This window comes from Blautia sp. DFI.3.45 (genome assembly GCF_020593505.1).
Lineage (GTDB): Bacteria > Bacillota > Clostridia > Lachnospirales > Lachnospiraceae > Blautia_A > Blautia_A wexlerae.
On sequence record NZ_JAJDMI010000157.1, the window covers coordinates 1 to 545 of the forward strand.

1 protein-coding gene is annotated in these 545 nt (G+C 37.4%); it reads right to left on the minus strand.

From position 1 onward, the window contains the following. Nucleotides 1-2: 2 nt before the first annotated feature. Nucleotides 3-527: a flavodoxin family protein gene (locus LJE09_RS17385; protein WP_055057988.1), complete on the minus strand. Its 525-nt coding sequence runs from the start codon at nucleotides 525-527 to the stop codon at nucleotides 3-5. Nucleotides 528-545: the final 18 nt, after the last annotated feature.

Below are 545 nucleotides of genomic sequence, written 5' to 3' on the forward strand. Positions count from 1 at the left end.
CTTTATAAATTTTTTCCGATTCCCTCAAGTTCGTTCATGGAATTCTTATTTTTTTCAAGTTCATCTCTGGCTGTTGCATAATATGATTTATTGAAAAGCATGTCCCATGAAAGATATTTTGCCATACAGTCAAACTGCTTATCAATCAGCTCATACTGGATACTGTCTACGGGAGAACCACCTACAACAATCGTGCCCACTTTTTTATTTTTTAACTGCAATCCACGGCAGTAGCACTTATCAATGACTAATTTCAATTGTGCTGACATTCCCCACCAATAAACTGGCGTAGCAAAAAGAATCATATCTGCGGCAGCAATTTTATCAATTGTAGGATTTGTATCATCCTTATCGACGCATCCCTTAGAGCATTGACAGACACCACATCCCTTGCATGGTGCAATGTTGAGTTTGTCAGGTTCAATGATTTCAATTTCATTCTTTTCTGATGCTCCTTTTATAAATGCATTGATTGCTGTCAGCGTGTTTCCTTTTCTGGCACTTCCATTAATGATTACAATTTTCATGCGTGTATCCTCCAACTT

Coding starts and splice junctions, on each gene's coding strand:
- LJE09_RS17385 (WP_055057988.1), bottom strand. CDS start 527: ATGAAAATTGTAATCATTAATGGAAGTGCCAGAAAAGGAAACACGCTG.